General features: G+C 56.0%; 17 protein-coding genes. 7 read left to right on the plus strand and 10 right to left on the minus strand.

The window, feature by feature from the left end; genetic code table 11:
• The first annotated feature begins 45 nt into the window (after window positions 1–45).
• The 6 genes from E1J53_RS03795 (at window position 46) to E1J53_RS03820 (ending at window position 8,155) form a co-directional block, all read left to right on the plus strand.
• Window positions 46–1,839, plus strand: a complete 1,794-nt coding sequence (locus E1J53_RS03795; protein ID WP_134271498.1) for a sodium:solute symporter family protein — start codon at window positions 46–48, stop codon at window positions 1,837–1,839.
• A 9-nt stretch (window positions 1,840–1,848) separates the two neighbouring features.
• Window positions 1,849–2,064, plus strand: coding sequence for a hypothetical protein (locus tag E1J53_RS03800; RefSeq protein WP_134271497.1), 216 nt, complete (start codon window positions 1,849–1,851; stop codon window positions 2,062–2,064).
• Window positions 2,057–4,864 (plus strand): sensor histidine kinase, encoded by a 2,808-nt coding sequence (locus E1J53_RS03805; protein WP_134271496.1) that lies wholly within the window; start codon window positions 2,057–2,059, stop codon window positions 4,862–4,864. The genes E1J53_RS03800 and E1J53_RS03805 overlap by 8 nt, the downstream gene beginning before the upstream one ends.
• A 91-nt stretch (window positions 4,865–4,955) precedes the next feature.
• Entirely contained in the window at window positions 4,956–6,863 is a 1,908-nt protein-coding gene (gene acs / locus E1J53_RS03810; RefSeq protein ID WP_134271495.1) for an acetate--CoA ligase, read from the plus strand.
• Between the two features lie 113 nt (window positions 6,864–6,976).
• Window positions 6,977–7,132, plus strand: a complete 156-nt coding sequence (locus E1J53_RS03815) for a hypothetical protein (RefSeq protein ID WP_154640129.1) — start codon at window positions 6,977–6,979, stop codon at window positions 7,130–7,132.
• Between the two features lie 276 nt (window positions 7,133–7,408).
• Entirely contained in the window at window positions 7,409–8,155 is a 747-nt protein-coding gene (locus E1J53_RS03820; protein ID WP_134271494.1) for an HpcH/HpaI aldolase/citrate lyase family protein, read from the plus strand.
• A 6-nt stretch (window positions 8,156–8,161) separates the two neighbouring features.
• Here E1J53_RS03820 and E1J53_RS03825 read toward each other — a convergent pair whose 3' ends face one another.
• The 4 genes from E1J53_RS03825 to E1J53_RS03840 all read right to left on the minus strand — a co-directional run bounded on the left by E1J53_RS03825 (window position 8,162) and on the right by E1J53_RS03840 (window position 12,031).
• Complete coding sequence (locus E1J53_RS03825; protein ID WP_134271492.1) at window positions 8,162–9,205, minus strand: acyl-CoA reductase; 1,044 nt, start codon at window positions 9,203–9,205, stop codon at window positions 8,162–8,164.
• 114 nt (window positions 9,206–9,319) lie between these two features.
• On the minus strand, window positions 9,320–9,892 hold the full coding sequence (locus E1J53_RS03830) for a uracil-DNA glycosylase family protein (protein ID WP_134271490.1): 573 nt from the start codon (window positions 9,890–9,892) through the stop codon (window positions 9,320–9,322).
• Window positions 9,893–9,916: 24 nt separating this feature from the next.
• Entirely contained in the window at window positions 9,917–11,032 is a 1,116-nt protein-coding gene (locus tag E1J53_RS03835; protein WP_134271488.1) for an alpha/beta fold hydrolase, read from the minus strand.
• A 120-nt stretch (window positions 11,033–11,152) separates the two neighbouring features.
• Complete coding sequence (locus E1J53_RS03840; RefSeq protein WP_134271486.1) at window positions 11,153–12,031, minus strand: hypothetical protein; 879 nt, start codon at window positions 12,029–12,031, stop codon at window positions 11,153–11,155.
• 251 nt (window positions 12,032–12,282) lie between these two features.
• Between E1J53_RS03840 and E1J53_RS03845 the strand changes: the two genes are divergently transcribed.
• Complete coding sequence (locus E1J53_RS03845; protein WP_134271484.1) at window positions 12,283–13,830, plus strand: long-chain fatty acid--CoA ligase; 1,548 nt, start codon at window positions 12,283–12,285, stop codon at window positions 13,828–13,830.
• Between the two features lie 631 nt (window positions 13,831–14,461).
• Here E1J53_RS03845 and E1J53_RS03850 read toward each other — a convergent pair.
• From E1J53_RS03850 to E1J53_RS03875, 6 genes are all read right to left on the minus strand, one after another.
• Window positions 14,462–15,568 (minus strand): two-component regulator propeller domain-containing protein, encoded by a 1,107-nt coding sequence (locus E1J53_RS03850; protein ID WP_173021355.1) that lies wholly within the window; start codon window positions 15,566–15,568, stop codon window positions 14,462–14,464.
• 114 nt (window positions 15,569–15,682) lie between these two features.
• Window positions 15,683–16,261, minus strand: coding sequence for a hypothetical protein (locus tag E1J53_RS03855; protein WP_134271480.1), 579 nt, complete (start codon window positions 16,259–16,261; stop codon window positions 15,683–15,685).
• 560 nt (window positions 16,262–16,821) lie between these two features.
• Window positions 16,822–18,210 carry a hypothetical protein gene (locus E1J53_RS03860; RefSeq protein WP_134271479.1) on the minus strand — a complete coding sequence of 463 codons (1,389 nt, stop codon included), beginning with the start codon at window positions 18,208–18,210 and terminating at the stop codon, window positions 16,822–16,824.
• Between the two features lie 357 nt (window positions 18,211–18,567).
• On the minus strand, window positions 18,568–19,005 hold the full coding sequence (locus E1J53_RS03865) for a hypothetical protein (protein WP_134271477.1): 438 nt from the start codon (window positions 19,003–19,005) through the stop codon (window positions 18,568–18,570).
• Between the two features lie 142 nt (window positions 19,006–19,147).
• A complete protein-coding gene (locus E1J53_RS03870) occupies window positions 19,148–19,747 on the minus strand; it encodes a hypothetical protein (RefSeq protein WP_134271475.1) in 600 nt (199 codons plus the stop codon).
• Between the two features lie 84 nt (window positions 19,748–19,831).
• Window positions 19,832–20,476: a hypothetical protein gene (locus tag E1J53_RS03875; protein WP_134271473.1), complete on the minus strand. Its 645-nt coding sequence runs from the start codon at window positions 20,474–20,476 to the stop codon at window positions 19,832–19,834.
• Window positions 20,477–20,478: the final 2 nt, after the last annotated feature.

The raw sequence follows: 20,478 nt of genomic DNA on the forward strand, positions 1-20,478 counted from the left end.
CCCCCATTACTCACCCTTTATCTAAACTAGAAAATTTAAGTTCCAATGGACGTACAAGCCTGGACCTTCCTCATCGTAGGGCTCACTTTTCTGCTCTACATCGGCATCGCCATCTGGGCGCGTGCCGGCTCCACCAAAGAATTTTACGTCGCCGGCGGCGGGGTACACCCCGTGGCCAACGGCATGGCTACGGCGGCGGACTGGATGTCGGCGGCCTCCTTCATCTCCATGGCCGGGATCATCAGCTTTGCCGGTTACGACGGCAGCGTTTACCTCATGGGATGGACCGGAGGCTACGTACTCCTGGCGCTACTGCTCGCCCCCTACCTGCGAAAATTCGGCAAGTTCACCGTCCCGGACTTCATCGGGGACCGCTACTACAGCAACACTGCCCGGACGGTAGCCGTGATTTGCGCCATCGTGGTTTCCTTCACCTACGTTGCCGGACAGATGCGTGGTGTCGGGCTGGTCTTCAGTCGTTTCCTGGAAGTTGACATCAACACCGGGGTGTACATCGGGACCCTGATCGTATTCTTCTACGCCATCATGGGCGGCATGAAGGGCATCACCTACACCCAGGTGGCCCAGTACTGCGTACTGATCTTCGCCTTCATGGTGCCGGCCATTTTCATTTCGCTGAACATGACGGGCAACATCATTCCCCAGTTAGGCTTCATCAGCGAGGTCAACGACGGTAGTGGCGTCGCCCTGCTGGATAAGCTCGACCAGTTGCACACCGACCTTGGCTTTGCGGAGTATACCAACGGCAGCAAATCCATGATCGACGTATTTGCGATCACCTTTGCCCTCATGGTGGGCACGGCGGGACTACCCCACGTCATCGTCCGCTTCTTCACCGTACCGAAGGTGAAGGACGCCCGCATCTCCGCCGGCTGGGCCCTGCTGTTCATCGCCATCCTCTACACTACGGCCCCCGCCATTGCCGCCTTTGCGCGTACGAACCTCATCGACACCATGCAGGACAAGGAATATACCGCCATGCCCGAATGGTTTAAAAAGTGGGAGGAAACCGGCCTGATTGCCTGGGTGGATAAGGACGGCGACGGCGCCATCAACTACGCTCCCGGAGCGGCCATGGAAGGTAAGCCCGTCGCCCAGCTGAAGGACGGCCTGCCCCTGCGCGGCGATTACGGTCAGGTGATGGTCGCCAACGCCGCCACGACCACCGAAAACGAGGTCTACATCGACAACGACATCATGGTGCTGGCCAACCCCGAAATTGCCGGTCTGCCCAACTGGATCATTGCCCTGGTAGCAGCGGGCGGTCTGGCCGCCGCCCTCAGTACGGCCGCTGGTCTGCTCCTCGTCATTTCCACGGCCCTTTCCCGGGACCTGATGCGCATGCAGATCAAGCCCAACATGAGCGAGAAAGAAGAGCTCTGGTGGGCCCGCGGCGGTGCCGCCATGGCCGTCATCGTGGCCGCCTACTTCGGCATCAACCCTCCCGGATTCGTAGCCGCTACGGTTGCCCTGGCCTTCGGCCTGGCCGCCGCCAGCTTCTTCCCGGCCATCGTGCTGGGCATCTTCGACAAACGGATGAACCGCCAGGGGGCCGTTTCCGGCATGATTGTGGGTATCCTCCTGATGTTTGGCTACATGGCCGTCTACAAGCTGGGATGGTTCGTTGACGAAGTTCCGAGCAAGGACAGCTGGTGGTTTGGCATCTCCCCCGAAGGCTTCGGCACCGTCGCCATGGTGGTAAACCTGGCCGTCTCGCTGGTCGTCAGCCGCATGACGCCTCCCCCACCCCAGTCGGTACAGGACATCGTAGAAGACATCCGCATCCCTAGTGGTGCCGGCGAAGCTCACGACCACTAAGCTCCAACAATGCCCCTGCGACACGTTAAACGTCCGGCCCTGATCGTGCTCTTCCTGGCCAGCATGCTGCTCCTCAACTTTCCGTTGATTGGGCTGGCGGAGTCCGTGATCGAAGCCGGACGTTTTCCGTTGTTGCTCCTGTACCTCCTGATCATCTGGATCGGTATCGTCTTCCTCATCGCCCGCCTCTACGGCGCTTCCCCAAAGCAGCGTAAGGATGAGTAGTCTGGCCGCCGTTTCCATCTTCCTGGGCTACCTCCTGATCCTCTTCGGGGTGGCCTACATCGCCGAGGGCCGCCGGGGATGGCTGGGGCGCATGTTCCACAACCCATTTGGCTACGCCCTGTCGCTGACGGTTTACTGTACCGCCTGGACCTTCTTCGGTTCCGTGGGCCGGGCGGCCAATGATGGGCTCTCCTTTCTGCCCATTTACCTCGGCCCGCTGATGCTGGCCCCCGTCTGGCCCTTCCTGATGGAGAAGATCATCCGGATCGCCAAATCGGAACGCATCACCTCCATCCCGGACTTCATCAGCAGTCGGTACGGCAAATCCCGGACGCTGGGCCTGCTGGCCGCCACCTTTCTGGTCATCGGCACCGTGCCCTACATCTCCCTCCAGATCAAGGCCATTGCCGCCATCTTCGACCTGCTGACGGAAGGCACCACGCTCACCCACGCTCAACCATTTTATCGCGACAATGCCCTGTTTCTCACCCTGGTACTGGCGCTTTTTACGGTCATCTTCGGCGTTCGTCGCCTCGACGCCAATGAACGCCACCAGGGAGTAATTGCCGCCATTTCGTTCGAGGGGGTCTTTAAGCTACTGGCCTTCTTGTTCGTGGGCATTTTCGTCGTATGGGTGTTCTTCGGGCGGACGGATACGCCTTCCTTTTTTGAAGCACTTACGCTGCCCTCCCTGGCGGGGATGAGCAGTATTTCGGCCTCGGGAATCACCGGCTGGGACTGGTTCTGGCTCTGCCTGGTCAGCATGGCGGCCGTCGTGCTCTTACCCCGACAATTCCACGTTTCCGTCGTGGAGAATAACAACATCGGAGACCTGAAAAGGGCCGCCTGGGTCTTCCCCCTCTACCTGCTCCTCATCAATCTCTTCGTGCTGCCTATCGCAGCGGCGGGATACCTGCACTTCGGGGCGGAGGGGCTGGCCAGCGCCGACACCTTCGTCATCAGCCTGCCCAAATCCCTGGGCTATCCCCTCGTGGCCACCATCGCCGCTCTCGGGGGCTTCGCCGCGGCCACGGGCATGGTCATCATGTCGACAATTTCCCTGAGTCTGATGATCAGCAACAACATCGTGCTGCCCTTCCTGCTGGAATTTGACCGTAAGGCCAACCGCAACGATTCGGACCTGAGCAAGCCACTCCTCAACATCCGGCGCCTCATCATCTTGTTGGTGCTGCTCCTGGCTTACGGTTACTACCAGAGTGTCGGCAACCGCTACTCGCTGGTCGCCATCGGACTGATCTCCTTCACCGCCGTCGCCCAGTTCGCGCCCAGCGTCCTGGCCGGCCTCTACTGGAAAGCCGCCACCAAGCGGGGCGCCCTCATCGGACTGGTTGCGGGCTTCATCTTATGGTCCTACACCCTGGCACTGCCCACCACCGGGGGGATGCTGGGTTTCGGGCCGGAAATGATGGCAAACGGCCCCTGGGGACTTTCCTGGCTGCGACCCCATCAGCTCCTGGGCGCCGGGGGAATGACGCCCATCGCCCACGGCGCCTTCTGGAGCCTACTGGTCAATTGCGCGGGGCTGGCCATCTTCAGCCTGAACGACCAACCCGACGCGATGGAAATCCGTCAGGCGGATTTCTTTGTCGACCACGACAAGTACCGCCGGAACAATCAGGAATACCAGACCCGCCGTCGCCGGGCCAAGGTCAGCGATCTGGAGCAGCTCCTGAGTCGGTTTACGGGCGCGAAGGGGGCCCGCAAGTTTGTCCGCAATGCCCTGGGTGCCGGTCGTTATGACCGTCTGCGCCGGGGAGGACTGGCCAGTCCGGAACTGCTGCTGAAGGTGGAGCAGAAATTATCCGGGGCCATCGGCACCGCTTCCGCCCAGGTACTGATGCGGGGGATTACCAAGGAGGATCCCATCAAACTGGAGGAGGTGATTGCCATTTTGCGCAAGACGCAGGATGCCGTGCAGTACGGTAAGGAGCTGGAGGTTAAACAGTCCGAGCTGGAAGCCGTCACCACCCAGCTGCGGGCGGCCAACCAGCAGTTGCGGGAGCTGGACGAACTCAAGGCCGAGTTCATCAGCACCGTCACCCACGAACTACGCACGCCGATAACCTCCGTCAAGTCGCTGGCCAGAATCCTGCTGGACCACCACGATATGGAGGCCGAACAGCGGGCTACCTTCCTGAAAATCATTGTCTCCGAGAGCGAGCGGCTCACCCGCCTGGTGAGTCAGGTACTGGACATCGAAAAGATCGAGCAGCAGCGATGGACGGACGAGGGTCACGTCCTGGACTTCAACCAGCTGGTCCGGGACGCCATCAGCAGTCTCCGCGCCCTGCTCCGGGAACACGACATCTTCCTGGAAAAAGAGCTTCCGGAAACGCCACTCTACGTTACCGGTCCGGCGGACCGACTGACGCAGGTGATCGTCAACCTGCTGGGCAACGCCATCAAATTCGTTCCGGACGAAGACGGCCAGATTCGGGTTAGCCTACGGAAAGACCCTGCGACCAGCATGGCCGAACTCCGCATTCAGGACAACGGTCCGGGCATCCCCCCGGAGAAACACGAACTCATTTTTGAGCGCTTCACGCAGATCAGCTCCTCCACCCAGGGCAAGCCTTCCGGTAGCGGCCTGGGACTACACATCAGCAAGACCATAATCGAGCGTTGTGGCGGGAGCATCGGCGTAGAGGCCGGCTACCGGGAGGGTGCCGGATTTCTGATTCGATTGCCCATCAGCCCGGCACCTGCGCTGCGTCGCCCAGACAATATTTCACCCTCCGAAACCACCCCAAAAGCCCCCCCACCCCCGACCTCAACCTGATTTTTTTTCATCACCCCGGCGAGCGGTGGCCCCTCCACCTGGAAAATTGTCCACCGCCCGCTATCTTAACTCCCATCAAATGTTATCGACCATGCAGTTACCACTTCAGATTAAATCTTTCGATCACTACCAGGAGGTCTACCAGCAATCCGTGGACAACCCGGAGAGCTTCTGGGCCGAGCAGGCCAGAACCTTTGACTGGCACCAGCCCTGGGATAAAGTGCTGGAGTGGGACTTCGAGGGGCCCAACGTCAAGTGGTTCCCCGGGGGCAAGCTCAACATCACGGAGAACTGCCTGGACCGCCACCTCGAAGAACGGGGTGATCAGACCGCCATCCTCTTTGAACCCAACGAGCCCGGGGACCCCGCCATTTCCCTGACCTACCGGCAGCTGCTCGACGAAGTGAGCAAGACCGGTAACGCCCTGCGGGAACTCGGCATCGGCAAGGGGGACCGGGTGTGTTTCTACATGCCCATGGTGCCGGAACTGGCCATCAGTATCCTGGCTTGCGCCCGGATCGGGGCCATCCACTCCGTGGTTTTTGCCGGCTTCAGCGCTCAGGCACTGGCCGACCGCGTCAACGACGCCGAATGCAAAATGATCATCTGTTCGGACTACAACAAGCGCGGCGCCAAGACGATCCCCGTCAAAGAAGTCGTCGACGAGGCCATGGGCCTTGGCTGTCCCTCCATTGAAACCGTGCTGGTGCACCGAAATACCGGGGGAGACATCGGCTGGGACCCCAGCTACGACAAGTGGTACCACGAGGCCACCGAAGGGCAATCGACGGACTGCACCCCCGAGGTGATGGACGCCGAAGACGTCCTCTTCATCCTTTACACCTCCGGCTCCACCGGCAAGCCCAAGGGAGTGGTCCACACCTGCGGTGGCTACATGCTCTACACCGCCTTCAGTTTCCTGAACGTCTTCCAGTACCAGCCCGGCGACGTCTACTGGTGTACGGCGGACATCGGCTGGATCACGGGCCACAGCTACATCCTCTACGGTCCACTGCTGGTGGGCGCGACCACCATGATGTTTGAGGGGGTACCCACTTACCCCGACGCCGGTCGGTTCTGGGAAGTGTGCGAGAAGCATAAGGTAAACCAGTTCTACACCGCCCCCACCGCCATTCGGGCCCTGATGGCCCGGGGCGATGAATTCGTGGAGGGCTACGACCTGAGCAGCCTGAAGGTGATTGGTTCGGTGGGGGAACCCATCAATCAGGAAGCCTGGGAGTGGTACAAAGAGAAGATCGGCAAGGACACCGTGCCCATCGTTGACACCTGGTGGCAGACCGAAACCGGTGGAATGATGATTTCTGGTTTAGGGGGGCACAGTCCGCAAAAACCCACCTTTGCCGGCTATCCCCTCCCGGGCATCCAGCCCTGCCTGGTGGACAAGGAAAACATTCAGGAAGTGGAGGGTAATCCCGCCTCGGGACTGCTCTGCGTGAAGTTCCCCTGGCCGAGCATGCTGCGTACCATCTGGGGCGACCACCAGCGCTGCAAAAACACCTACTTCAGCACCGTGCCCGGCATGTACTTCACCGGCGACGGCGCCCGTCGCGACGAAAACGGCATGTACCGTATCGTGGGCCGGGTGGACGACGTCATCAACGTTTCCGGTCACCGGATGGGAACGGCCGAAGTCGAAAACGCCATCGATGAGCACCCGGAGGTCGTTGAGACGGCCGTCGTGGGCTACCCCCACGACATTAAGGGACAGGGCATCTACGCCTACGTCATCATGGGCCCCGGCGATCACAACGGAGATGAGGTTCGCAAGGAAATCATTGATATTGTCCGCAAGGAGATCGGCCCGATCGCCAAGCCCGACAAAATTCAGTTCGTGTCCGCCCTGCCCAAGACGCGTTCCGGCAAGATCATGCGACGCATCCTGCGAAAAGTAGCCGCCGGGGAAGCCGATCAGCTCGGCGATACTTCCACCCTACTGAATCCGGAAGCCGTGGATGACATCATCCGGGGCAAGCGGTAAGAAGCAACTCACTTATCTATACTTACCTCCGCCTGCCGTCTTCGGACGGTGGGCGGGTTTGTTTAGGATTGAGGCTTGAGGATTTAGGACGAAGGAAGGGAAAAGAAGGAAGATTGAAGAAGGAAGAAAATCCTGGAGGAGGTCTGCTCCGCAGGCCGGTCGTTTGTTTAGGCTCAAGGCTCAAGGATTCAGGAAGAAGGAAGTTTGATGAAGAAAGAAGGAGGTTCTGGACAAGGCTAGGAAAAAGGAAGACGGAAGACGGAAAGTAGCGTTCATCGGATGCTTCCCGAGCACCGTGAGGGATCATCCGATGCATCGCGGGCTTCTGAGGAAGCTTCTCGGGGCGACGGAAACACCTCTCTATCGGCCTGGAAGGCCGTTCCTTACTGCGGAGCGGGGTCTGCGGCCCGTTCGCAGAACGGCCCGGGCCCTGCGACACCCAGGATGAAGGATCAAGGACTTAGGCTACAGAATAGGGGTATACATCAAACCGCTGCCTTTTCGCGCACCTGTCCTTATTTTGCCGTTGATCCAATCCATCCCCCATGCATCTCCGATCCCGCCTTCAGCAGGCTACTCCGCTGTACAACCTTTTCCAAAACACTCCCGGCTCCTGGAATACGGAGTGGATCAGCGCGGGTGGCGTGGAGAGCATCACCCTCGATTTACAGCACGGAATGGTCGAGCAAACGGACCTCCTCCCCATATTACAAGCCATGCGGGCCGGGGGCAGCATCCCCCTGGTGCGGCTGGCCTGGAACCGCCCGGAACTGATCATGAAGGCACTCGATTACGGGGTGGAGGGACTGATCTGTCCGATGGTTGATTCCGCCGCCGATGCGGCGGCCTTCGTACGGGCGGCGAAGTATCCTCCACTGGGTAACCGGAGCTTCGGCCCCTTCCGGGCCGGCCTGCATACCGACGAATACTTCGCGCGGGCCAACGCCGAGACCCTGTGCTTCTCCATGGTCGAAACGGCCGGAGCGGTAAAGGAATTAGCGGCCATCGCGGCAACGCCCGGACTGGACGGACTCTACGTCGGCCCCTTTGACCTCAGCGTAAGCCTGGGCCTGGAAAAACGGGCGGACTTCAGCGACCCGGAGCTTCTCCGCGTCATCGATGAGGTGCTGGCCGCCGCGAAGCGAAATAACCTCTTTACCGGCATCTTCACCGTCGATCCTCAAGACGCCCGGGCCATGGCCGAGCGGGGCTTCGACCTGGTCACCTGCGGCACGGCCAACCTCGTTTTCCAGCAAGCCATGCGGGACTGGCAGGCGGCCTGGGAGGCCTAACGCATCCTACAATTCCTGGAGGAAGGCGAGGGTATCTACTCCGTCGGCGTAGTCGGTCAATCCGGGCCGTTGGGCCCGGCCGAAGGGGAATGTAGGCAGGGAAAGGAAGCCATCCGGCGCCGCGATCAGCTGAATCTCTTCCCGGCGGTTGCGCAGTTCTTCTTCCAGCGAAGACACGTCCCGGTAGGTACTATAGTGCAGGGTAGCGATCCGGGAGGCGATCTGATCGTTTTCCACGATCATCAGCGGACCACTGAGGTAGAAGTTTTCCTTGTTCAGCGTCGTCAGGGCGTAGTTGTAATCAAAGTTATTTTTCCACTTCGTGTGGTTCTGGAGGGTTTTCCATTCGTGGAGGACTTCCAGCAGCGGATTGAAGTCATAGCCTTCCGGAACGTAGAGTTTGGATACGTTGCGGCAGCCCAGTCCGAAGTACTCAAAGATGTCCCTTCCCAGCGCCCGGAAATCCTCGGTGGTTTCATCGCCGCGCAGCACGGCGACGGCATTGCGATTTTTGCGAATCACGTGGGGGTACCGCCCGAAGTAGGCTTCAAAGTAGCGCGAAGAGTTGTTGGAGCCCGTCGCGATGACCGCGTCGAAGCCTTCCAGCCGGTCGGTGAGGGTAAAGTACGTTTCCGTCCGTTTGTCATATTTGGCCAGCAGCTTCAGCAGGTAGGGCATCACGTATTCATCCTTACTGCTCAGCTTGATGAGGGACCGGTGACCGGCGATGAACACCGAGAGCACGTCATGAAAACCCACCAGGGGGATGTTGCCCGCCAGAACCAGTCCGATGGTTTTGGGCGCGGAGGACCCGACGGCTTTCGGGGCCGGCCAGTCGGGTATGGCGTAGTTACGTACCCAGGCTTCCAGTTTTTCGCGGCGGAGGAAGGCATCCGCAATGGCCATCAGGCTCGCTCGCTGGTGCTCCAGCGTAAACCAGTCGTTGTGAAACTGGGTGCGCTTTTGCAGCGCCTCCAGAAATTCATCGTTATCCCGTCTCAGGTGGTCGCCCAGGGCGACCATTACGTCAATTCGTTCTTGGAGCGTCATCCGTGTGGCTTGGTCCGGGATTAGTAACGCATCAGGGGTCGTTTGGATGAAGGAAGGAGAAATTAGTTCCCCAATGGCAAAATACTCCCCGGCAGGATCTGCCGGATACCCTACCTATCCCCGCTGGACGATATTTCTCAGTTCCGGCAGAACCTCCGCTTCAAACCAGGGGTTTTTCCGCAGCCAGATGTTGTTGCGAGGAGAAGGGTGCGGCAAAACCAGCAGTTTATCCGGCAGGTATTCTTTCCACGACCGGACGGTCTCCGTCAGGGTGCGCTTGCGCCGCTCCCCCAGGTAGCGGGCCTGGGCGTACTGCCCGATGAGGAGCGTTAATCCCAAATTGGTTAGCTGCTCCAAGAGTATTCCGTGCCACTGCGGGGCGCATTCCGGTCGGGGTGGCAAATCCCCCGACTTTCCCTTTCCGGGGTAACAAAATCCCATCGGGATGATGGCAAAGTTGCGGGCATCGTAAAACTCCTCCACGCTTACGCCCAGCCATTCCCGCAGGCGGTCGCCACTCTTGTCGTCCCAGGGGATTCCCGTCCGGTGCACGATGCTGCCCGGGGCCTGCCCGATGATGGCCACCCGACTTTCGGGATGTGCGGCCAGCACCGGATTTACGCCGTGGGGCAAGTGGTCCCGGCAAATCGTACAATCTCGGATGCGATGAAGGATTTCCATCCCCAAGAATAAGGAAAAGTGATCACTCCACTATTCGTGCGCCCTTACGTTTACTTCCTCGATCTTTTTGAGTACCGGACCGGGATTATCCCCGTCCCGGAGCAGCGCATCGTAGTAGGTGAGCAAAAGCTTGCGACCAACGGTCAGTCCCGTGGCGGGATCTATCTCGCTGCGGAAATTATCCGGATAAATCAGCGGATTATCGGTCAGGGAATTATGCCCGAAGCCCGGCAGCAGGACCATGAACACCGCCGCCGATCGGTTCTCGATCATGCTTCCGTAGTTCTCCTTGGCGTAGGGCCAGGTCCCGTCGGAGCAGAGCAACAGGGTGGGAAATGTGATTTGCCCTTCGTAGCGCACCGCCCGGGGCGGGATTCCCTCCATTGATGCGTAGGCTTTCACCCGGCCGTCCCGGGCCGCCAGGGCACCGGCAATCCTCCCCCCGAGGGAGTGCCCGAATAAGCCGATGCCATCCAGTTGCAGCCGACCGGTAAACCGATTCGCTGCATCCGCCCGGTTCAGTTCTTCGAGGTGGCGTAGGACCAGGGTCAGGTCCTCCACCCCCAGTTCCGTAGGCGCCTGAAAAAAAGAATCCACCTTTTCGTAGGGGCCACCCATCATCCCCCGTGGCGGCCGAAAATCCTTGCTGGGAGGAATCACCAATCCGTCGCCGTAAACGGTATACCCGATGCCGGGCATGTCCACGGACACCACCACGTAACCGTGGCTGCTCAGCTCTTCGGCCAGCACCGTGTACAGGTAGCGTTCCGTTCCCCGTCCCGGAACAACGACAATCACCGGAGCCTTCCCGCTCCCTTCGACGAAGGGCGCCCGGAGGTAACTGTTCCCCGTCACCTTTCGGTAATCGGCGGACACCGGATTGTAGGGAGCCCTCACTTCGGAGGCGGACCTTTCCGCCGGATACCAAATCTGGACCATCAAAGAGCGGGGTGACCGTCCCCGTACGGGCCCGAACCGGGCCGGGCGATCAGTATCCGCCAATTCGAAGGAGACCGTACCGACCGGCAGTGGCCCAGTGGGCGGCGGCAGGTGAACGGTATCGGGCTGCCCCACCACAACGGTGGACCACATGAGGCAGGAAATCAGGAACAGTCGCGCGGGCAGCGGGGCAATCATACGAAGCATTTGACCCCAAAATAGGAGGTTATGCCTTCGCAAATCTTACCGGTCAACCTAAGTGCCATAATTTCTGGTGGCCCGCCATATGACCAGACCAGTAGCGGGAAAATGGCCATCCGGTGCTCGCTACCTCCAGTCGTTGAATTCCTTAAGCGGAACCTTGATCCGTACGCTGATGGTGCCCTCCGACATCACCTTCAGGCCGGGAACGTAGTCGGATTCGACGCCCCGGCAGCGGGCTTCGTTGGCCGCGCTGCTCGCCGTCAGGCGTTCCATGCATTCCACGACGTGCTCGCCGTTAAGGCTGGCCTCAAAGGCGTTTTCGTCGAAGCGGGTCACGGAAAGCCGTCCGGAAAATATGGTCGAGGAAGTCAGATTTTTGGTATCCATCAATTTGATGGCGAAAGTCGCGGGTGCCACGTATTCCTCGATGGAAAGATTCGCCGCTTCGGAAGCCTCCACCTGCTCCAGGAGCGGTTGCGTGAGGGCCTCAATCTGCCGTACGGCCTCGTCGGGGGAAAGCTCCCCCGATTGCATCTTTCGGGAAATTTCCTTCGTTTTGGCGGCAATTTCTTCGGCATTCATCCGCATGGCCCCGGCTTCCCGGGCGCCCTTCTCCTCGTCGTATTCCGCCATTTGCCCCCGCAGCAAAGCCTCTTCGGCCAGGTTAGCCTGCTGATCGGAGGTTTCGATCAGGACTTCGTCTTCGGGCAGGATCGGAAACTTAACGCCATCCGGGAAGTTGACCTCCAGCTGTAGGTAATAGCCGTCGGGCACGCCCTCCAGGTTATCGCCCTTGACGATGTCGCCAGCCTCCGTGGGTAGGGCATATTCGGCGAGGTAGACGGAGATGTGTTTACCGTCGGTGCCCACGCTGCCTTCCAGCACTTCAAACTTGGTAAAGCTTTTGCCGCCGTACTGGATGCTTTGGGCACGAAGGGTGGTAGAAGTAAATAGGAGAGCAAGGACCGTCAGGCCGTAAAAAAAGTGCTTACTGACTTTCATGAGGGGGGATTTGTTTGTCCGTTTATGGGTAAAGGGATTAGTCCGTTACGCGGAGCGGGAGAAATTACGCATTCCCGGATAGTCTCTTCGCTACGATGCTAGCATTCCGTTGCGAAAGTACCCGCGAAAGCCAATCCTGAAGCGGAAGCGGAGGCTACTCCGGGATTTTACCCGGGCCATCCCTACGCAAAGCGAATTATTCTTCCGACTTTACCCGTGGCTTGTCCGTGACTCGCCCAAAAGAACAGATCATGCTCAACCTCTCCACCCTCCTGGAGGATAGTGCCCGGCGCTATCCCACCAAGGATGCCTTCATTTTCATGGATACCCACCTGAGTTACGCCCAGATCAACGGGGCGGCCAACCAGATCGCCAATGGCCTCGCCGCGGCGGGCATCCGGGCCGGAGATAAGGTCGCCCTCAGCTGCCTGAACCTCCCCTACTTCCCCATGATCTATTTCGGCATCCTCAAGGCCGGTGCCGTGGTGGTACCCCTGAGCGTATTGCTCAAGCGGGACGAGGTAGAATACCACCTCAAGGATTCCGAAGCCAAAGCCTATTTCTGTTTCCTCGGCGCGCCGGGACTCCCCATGCTGGAAGAAGGTTACGCGGGTTTCCGCTCGGTTCCCTCCTGTGAGCATTTCTTCGTCATCACCGCCCAACCTACGGATCCCTCGCCCATCGACGGACTGACCACCCTGGGCGCGCTCATGCAGGGGCAGTCTCCCACCAGGGAGACCGCCCAGACCGGCGCCGAGGATACGGCGGTGATCATCTACACCTCCGGCACCACCGGGCGCCCCAAGGGCGCCGAGCTCACCCACAGCAACCTGGCGCTCAACGCCATCCTCTCCGCCGACCTGTACGGAGCGGGGGCGGAAGACAAACTCCTCACCGTCTTGCCGCTCTTCCACATTTTTGCCATGACGGTCATGATGAACGCCGGCGTCTACCGCGGCGTCACCAACGTGCTCCTGCCGCGCTTTGACGCGGAGGCCGTTCTGGGGCTCATGCTCAAGCACGAGGTCAGCATCTTCGCCGGGGTACCCACTATGTACTGGGGACTGCTCAACTACGAAAACAAAACCTTCGACCTTGACGCTATTGCCGCCAAGCTGAAAATGTGCCTCTCCGGCGGGGCTTCCCTGCCCGTTAAGGTGCTGGAGGACTTCGAGGCCAAATTCAACGTCCAGATCCTCGAAGGCTACGGGATGTCGGAGGGCTCTCCCGTCGTGACCTTCAACCAGTTGGAAAAGGGGCGTAAGCCCGGCTCCATCGGCACGCCCGTGTGGGGCGTGGAGGTTAAGATCGTGGGGGAAGACGACCAAGAAATGCCCGTTGGCGAAAAGGGAGAGATCGTTTATCGGGGGCACAACGTCATGAAGGGCTACTTTAACAAGCCCGAGGCCAACGCCAAAACCATCCGTAACGGCTGGCTGCACTCCGGGGACGTGGGCGTCATGGACGAAGACGGCTTCTTCTACGTCGTGGACCGCACCAAAGACATGATTATCCGCGGCGGACTGAACGTCTACCCCCGCGAAGTGGAGGACGTGATGATGAAGCACGAGGCGGTCAGCCTCGTGGCCGTCATCGGAGTGCCGGACGATCAGTTTGGGGAGGAAATCAAGGCCTGCGTGGTGCTTAAGGAGGGTGCTGAAGTATCCGAAGAAGCACTCCGGGAATGGACCAAGGAGCGCATCGCCGCCTACAAATATCCCCGCCACGTTGAATTCCTCGAGGCCCTGCCCCAAAGCGCTACGGGAAAGATTTTGAAGAAGGAGTTGCGGAAGGGATAATAACGGACTGATTTACAACCTACTACTGACCGTTTTAGCGGGGGTTTGAATCGCTGGGCGGTGGGCGGTTGTACGAAGATGTGGGCTGAATTGTTCGGTTATGCTTTTTTCTAGAAGCTTGTTTTCTCTTGGTCAGTGATGACGCATTTCAGGAAGGAATCCCTGGTGTCGCCTTTCCCCGAAAGGCGACCACACCATCAAAGAGGGTAAGATAGTACAAGATCGATTGGCCACATTCTTTCGCGGAAAGCCCGTTAGGCACCCCAGTCCGGTTGGGTTTCCTTTCGAGGAAAGGAAACACCATATACTTATCCCTGGGTGATTCCGTCCCTCGACTGATCATGCTTTTCGTAAAGCCCGGAACTTGGGAAAGTTGAATCAAAATAATTAAATCAGTAGCGGCAAGTATACCTTGCCGCTACTGGACGCCTATACATTCGGGCGCGATTCCAACGGAATCGCAGATCACCAGGTACCCTAACGACCATACCACGGCCCTACCCACGTCTTGGCACCTGCGCGCTGCGGCAATTAATGAACTAAACCGAAACTCACGTCCCCACCTACTGACCAACAGTGTTCGGACGCCGCTTCACTCGGCGAGGCCTTCGTAAAGCAGGCTTCCGACCAATTACCGCAAAAAGAAGCCTACGGGCACGTTCTCGACCCCGTCGCCCCGCAGCCGGAACAGGCCACCCGAGCAGCCGAACCAGTGGTTACCCCGGCTATCCTCGAGCATACTCTGGATCCCCATAAAGGCCACCTCGGGTCCGAGCGGATTAAGGTCCTTGCACTGCCGGTAATTCGTAAAGTCAGTGCCATCGTAGCGGTAGACGCCCTCCCCGATGGTGGAGACCCAGAGATCCCCGGCCCGGTCTTCGTAGAGGGAGTAGGTATCCGCGTGGTGGAGGCCGGGGTGGTCCGGAAAACCCTGCATGCTTTTCCCGTCGTAGCGGATGAGACCACCCTCCCCCTTACGTTGCTCCGGATCGGGGTGATCGCGTTCGGCCACCCGGGTACCGAACCAGACATTGCCCGCCCGGTCGTGGTGGATTTCCTGCACGTTATTGGAGGGAAGCCCGTCGGCTTCCGTAAAGTGGGTCCAGGACTGCCCGTCGTAGCGGGCGGCGCCGTAGCCGTCCCGACCGAACCAAAGATTGCCCGCCGGGTCCTCCTTCATGACGGTGACCCAGTCCATGGTCGTTTGGTAGTCCAGTAGTTCCACGTTATCGGGAATGGGCAGTTCGAGGGGGACAAAAGTCTCTCCGTCGAAGAAGGCCACACCGCCCCAGGTGCGTACCCAGAGGATGCCCTCCCGGTCCAGGAGCAAGCCGGAGAGGCGGAAGTGCGGCAGTCCGTCGGCCTCCCCGTAGTTGGTGAAGGATTCTCCGTCGTAGCGGGACAAACCCTCGTGGGTGGCAAACCACAGGTCACCCTCCCGGTCTTCCACGATGCTGACCACGGCGTTGTCGGCCAGGCCGTCGGCCTTGGTCCAGTACACCAGCGTATCACCATCGTAGCGCGCCACGCCCTTAGACAGCGTGCCGAACCACAGGGTTCCCTGCCGGTCCTCGAAGATTTCCACCACGTACTTACCGACTTGCTCCGGAGCTGCCGCCGCCACCGGAGCGGGGGCATCATCGGACTCGGTGGAAACCGCCGCGGGGCCGCAGGAGAACAGGGTTGAAATGAATAGACAGACGAGTAGGGCCAGGCGCCCGCAGGAATCGAAGTTCATGGAAAATTGATTTGCGCCAAACCTACGGGATGCCCGGGTAAAGGGATGTAAAAGCTTGTAAAGGGCTTCTTCAACACTATGCTGAAGGCGGAGAACCACCGCCCGAAGCATCCGTCATTTACCAACGGCAATCTGCCCGCAGGGCAGGGCGTCTATTTGCGGCAAAAGATTGTAAAACAGCTCCTTCCCCCGCAAAATAAATTCTGCCCGGTTGCCGCCCCGATCTTCGTTGAAGGCCCCCGGGTTGGCCTGGTAGAAAAGGGCTACCGAATAGAACAGGCAGTCTTCGTGGGGACCGATTGTCCTATCGAAACTTGTCGGCTCATCGAACGACGCGAGTTGGGTTATTCCGTAGCTAAATTTATCCCGTTTGTCCAGGGTCATCGTGTCCGACGGCAGGAAGACCTTGACGAAGGTATTCGGGGAGTTGGGGATGGAGATGGAGTCGGCGGAAAAACAAACCGACAATTCGATCGGGTGCTCCGTCTCGTTCACTATCCGCGAATAGAATACGAGGTAGCTGTAATTGTGGTGCTTATCCGTGGGTCCGGGATAGGGTCCGCCACGGGGATAGCTGTTTTGGATGGTGACGCCATCGTATTCCCGCTCGCTGTACCATTTCATGCCAAGGCTTTGGCCCTTAGCAAAGGTGCAGAAGAGCAGTAAAAAGAGTGTAGCGAAGGTGAATTTCATGGCCGATCAGTAAGGATGAACGAGACTTCAACTGCCGCAAGCAGCAATGGAAACGATTTCCCCAAACCTACGGCGGATGGTCGTAAAGGGGTGTAAAAGCTTGTAAAGCCGGGGCTGGGGGGCTATTCTTCCAGTCCCCGCTTGCGAAACTCCCCCAGTTTCAGCGCCATGTCGCTGACCGAGATGCCCTGTTCGTAGCGATTGGCGCAGTAATGATCTGCGTCTCGCTAAATCGTTTATTTTTCATAACAACTCGAATTTAAAGATTTTCAAAAAACGAGCTGTCCAGTTTTTGGGGAAGGCTACATAAGGTGCTCTGCGCAGTATTGAAATTATAAAAATTGTGTCGAGCGAAGCTCGAAAAAAAATTTGTAATTTGGAAATTGCCGCAGGCATGATGTTGGCGGAAGGGCGCAGCAGCGCTCTTCCGCTGACTTCATGCGCAGAGCTCCTTACTGCTAGAGAGAAGGGCGGAGCGCAGGGGAGACTTTTTCTTCAACTCCCAGCCGCAACGCAGTGCGACTGAAAGGAGCATTGTCGATGCGGCAAAGTTCTGCGTTTTATATATCAATTCTCATGCTTTTAAACTCCTCCCTAAAGTGTGACGTCCAATTTCCTGTATCCCAGCTAGTGTTTTCTCTAAACACTATAACCAAACGGTCTTTATCTAAAAAAGCCAGATGAGGCTTTAGTAATTCAAGTATATTGAACATTCGAAATGCGTATCGGCTCGACCTAATCTGTTCTATCAATGCATTTAGGAGGTACTTAGAGGGGACTTTAATTGATTCACTTAGCATTTGAAGAGAGTACAAATCATGAGAATTCATATTTCTCGCGCTGTTGATAATTACTTCAGCCTTAATACTATCAGGAAGGTATTTTAGTTCTTGGAAAAAAGCCGTCTTCAAATCAAACTCATAGTCTGAACAAACAAAACTAAATTCTCCCTTACCATTTATTACCCCGTCAAGCAGAATCTCTTGTATTTCCTTATCCTTATTTGACTTCAAATGTCTAAATCCCGCGTCATCGATTTCTCTATAATTTCTCCAATTATACTCAATTAAAGCATTAACTGGCTTACTAAAAGTATACATAGCACTTGAAATAAGTAAATTACGAATCTGGATATGAGTACATTCACTTGTTAGCTTGGTGATGATTCTATCAAATGAGTTTCCTGTCATTAAATACCCGGCCAAAGTACGGCTGTAGCCTTCTTCACCGCACTCATAAGTATTCATCTCATTATTTAGAATTTCACGGAAAGAATGATGAGGGAAATGAACTACAATTTCAGGGATCAACTCTTTCTGTTCATGCAAAAACTCTAAATCATGTTCTTTTTGAAATCGGGCTAAGTGAAAAATGGCAGTTCTATTACCAGAATAAGCTATTTCCTTGATCAAGCTATAGGATTTTCTCTGTTCTCCACTTTTCTGCATTACCCTGTAAAACAATCTGTCTCTAAGAGAACTACTCAAGATTATACTATCAATCGAATTAATTGTAGTTGAGATATAGCCTAGTTCATTGTCATCATAACTTTCTATGATTAGCTTATCGTACAAGATATTACTTAATACATCATCACTCACAATACAACCTGACATCATAGCTACTCTGGTTGTATCAATTCGAACCTTTTCAAAAAAATCCACAAATTGATCGTAGCGCTTATCAATCAATGCCCACCCCAAATATCCTTTAAAGACTGGATTATTCGTTTCTTCATAATAAGTTAACAACGCTTCAACTGGTAATTTCTTTAACTTTTCATAATCTTTATATGATCTGTCAGTAGTACCAGCATATCCTGTGAATTGATATGATAATAAATTGACTCCCTTTAACCGCAACACTGAATCTTCAGTTGACTGACACCCCTGGATTATTACAGAAGACAACAACAATACAGTTAATAAAAAGCCTGGCAATCTACACATAGGTTACTAATTACTGTGGTTTCACGATATTATTATTGACTTTCATTATCTAGTTTCGCAGAACGTTGTTATATGCGCATTGCGTAAACACCGGCTATAGGCGCGAAATAATTGCGCATATCCCAACCTGCGGTCACCAAAATACGCAACTCTGCAGTTAACAATGACCCAATTGACGTATTTACCCAAATTAACGTGTATCCCCCGCCCGGGCGGGGGATACACGCAACGCATAAATCTTCAATATCCTCGCTTCATCCGTCCCAAGCCTTCATAAACGCCTCGCCCGAAAACACCTCCCGCATCCTTTGAATATTCCGCTTACTACCCCACAAACTAAAGGTCAGCAACTTCCAATCACGGAAAATTAAAGAACCACTCAACCAAAACACCTAGCACTACACTGATCGTGGCCGTCAAATAAGACAACCGCTTCAATTTAAATGGATTGGCAAACGCCAACCATAGGCACAGCAGTCCACAAACCAACAGCGTGATGGTTCCGTACAGGGGCACGAGGCTATCGAACAGCCCTAAGTGATCAAAAATCGGATCCAGTAAAGCCGTAAATCCAAAGAGGGCCAGCGTGAAGTTGGTCTTTTCATCTCCAACCAATAAGTAGTAGCCCGCAATGAGGAGTTCGACGCTAATGACTAATGGGCCAAATTGGCCGTAGTACTCCCGGCTAAGGTAGGCCTCCAGTCCCTGAGGAAATTCAACCGCCCAAAAAAAGGCCATACTCAAAGAAAGCCCCACAGCCAACAGCAACCATGCGATAATTTTTCTATTCCCCATAAGGCTTTTTACGTTTTTGGCGTACCGATCGGGCTATGCGCAGCACCGCGAAAGGTTTTGTTGAAGGACTTCTCTAGTTTAACGCTTGGTGTTCAATGAAGAAGATTGGGTCCGTACGCTGAACGTGAAGCGTCCTTCGTTTTTATTTTGGCTTAGCGTAGTCAATCAATTCCTCCACGTACCGAAAATCACCCTGGATTTGCGTTAGCTTAATGAAATTCTTTACTGCCGGAGCGTACAACCAGACTTCCTTTTCTTCCGCACGGTAACCTCTGGAATTAGAAATCGTCCCGGTATACTCAATCGTGTAGGCCATAAAGGTTCCCGCGCCCACCGTTTCTTCTCGGTACGAAAGTACTTTGGCGGTTTGACTTTGGTTCCCGGTGGTTCCATCCTGACTCGTCCAATTGTTTTCGTATTTCCATTGCTTACCCACTTCGAGCGGCCAGTCGTACTTCGGGGTTTCGCTGTCCTCCGGGGTAACAATTTGGGCCACGGGGGTGGTATCCCTGCCGTTACCGCTAACCATACTTAAAGCCCCGTCAAGCCGGATGACTTCACTCGTATCCGTTCCGTCCGAACGCACTTCTCCTGCGGTGGTTACGCCCTGATATTTCCAGACCCATTTTTCGCCCACCGCATAATCAGCTAAGGTAGGTTGCGGGGTAATACTGGATTCATTGTTGGCAGTACAGCCACTAAGCATGGCCAAAGCAGCCAGGATAAAAAACGTATTTCTCATCGTTAATTTTTTAGTTTGAAACGAACTAAGCGGATTAAAAAAATTGGCAAAGGTTGCTAAATTCCTCATCGCTTACCGTTGATTTTATTGTTCGAATTCCTTTATCTGCTCCAGTATGGCTGCCGATTTGGTAATTGGCTCCCATTCACTCCCCGACAGAAAGAAATCCCTAACCTTTGACGCTCCCTGATGGTCACTTAGCTGCCGGAACAGCCAGAAAGAAATAAAGGTGAGCACAAGGAACGCCAGTAAGTTGACGCCGCCGTAGACATATGGACTGGCCTTCAGCGCTTCGATGCTTATCCAGCATACCGACCAAAAGGGCAGCTGAAAGACGGAGAAGTTCAGGGCGTTGAAACTCGAAATCCTCAGTTTCGATAATTGCTTCTGTGTAAAGAGCACATCCTCACTGTTTCGGATTTCACTAATCAAGTGCAACTGATAGAAATAATTCCCGAGCACTACTGCCATAATCAGGGATATCGCACCAAAACCAATGGCCACGAAGTAGGCCTCGGAAAACGCCGCGACTACCGTAATGCTGAACAATAGCATTGTATAGGGCACGCCAATCAGCACCCCCGTCCATTTCGGACGGTTGAGTTTACTGATTTGTCTATCCAGCTTCTGCCGCGAAAGATTTAAAGCAATCTCCTTATTTATGGTGAGGACACTTTGCATCTTCTGGTCGTAGGACCGCCAAATGTTTTGCAATTCCATGCTATCCATTC

Origin of the sequence: Lewinella sp. W8 (assembly GCF_004375085.3) — a bacterium.
GTDB lineage: Bacteria > Bacteroidota > Bacteroidia > Chitinophagales > Saprospiraceae > Neolewinella.